Here is a 261-nt window from a genome sequence, read left to right on the forward strand (position 1 = left end):
CACATAACAATCAATTCAAGTGGATTCTCAACGCGTGGCAGTTTTACTATGCGTCAGGTAAAGTGTTTTACGGTGCAATGCAGCGACTTGGTCAGTGCGTTGTTCACCACTTAATTGGGCGTTATGCAACTCAGGGTAAATTTAGGGGTTCAATCTTTTGGGATTTCTCCGGCCATTCGTTTTGTATTGTCGGCAAATGAGCATTTTTACCCTCAAATTCTTGGTTAACTCAAACCGTAAAACAGGCAAGTTTCTTGGTTT

The 261-nt window shown here is 41.8% G+C and carries 1 protein-coding gene; it reads left to right on the forward strand.

Translation table 11 applies throughout. From position 1 onward, the window contains the following. On the forward strand, nucleotides 1–200 hold a 200-nt coding region (locus EYW48_RS21755), incomplete at its 5' end, for a hypothetical protein (protein ID WP_346780443.1). Nucleotides 201–261: the final 61 nt, after the last annotated feature.

Source organism: Vibrio sp. 1180_3 (assembly GCF_029478545.1).
Taxonomy (GTDB): domain Bacteria; phylum Pseudomonadota; class Gammaproteobacteria; order Enterobacterales; family Vibrionaceae; genus Vibrio; species Vibrio aestuarianus.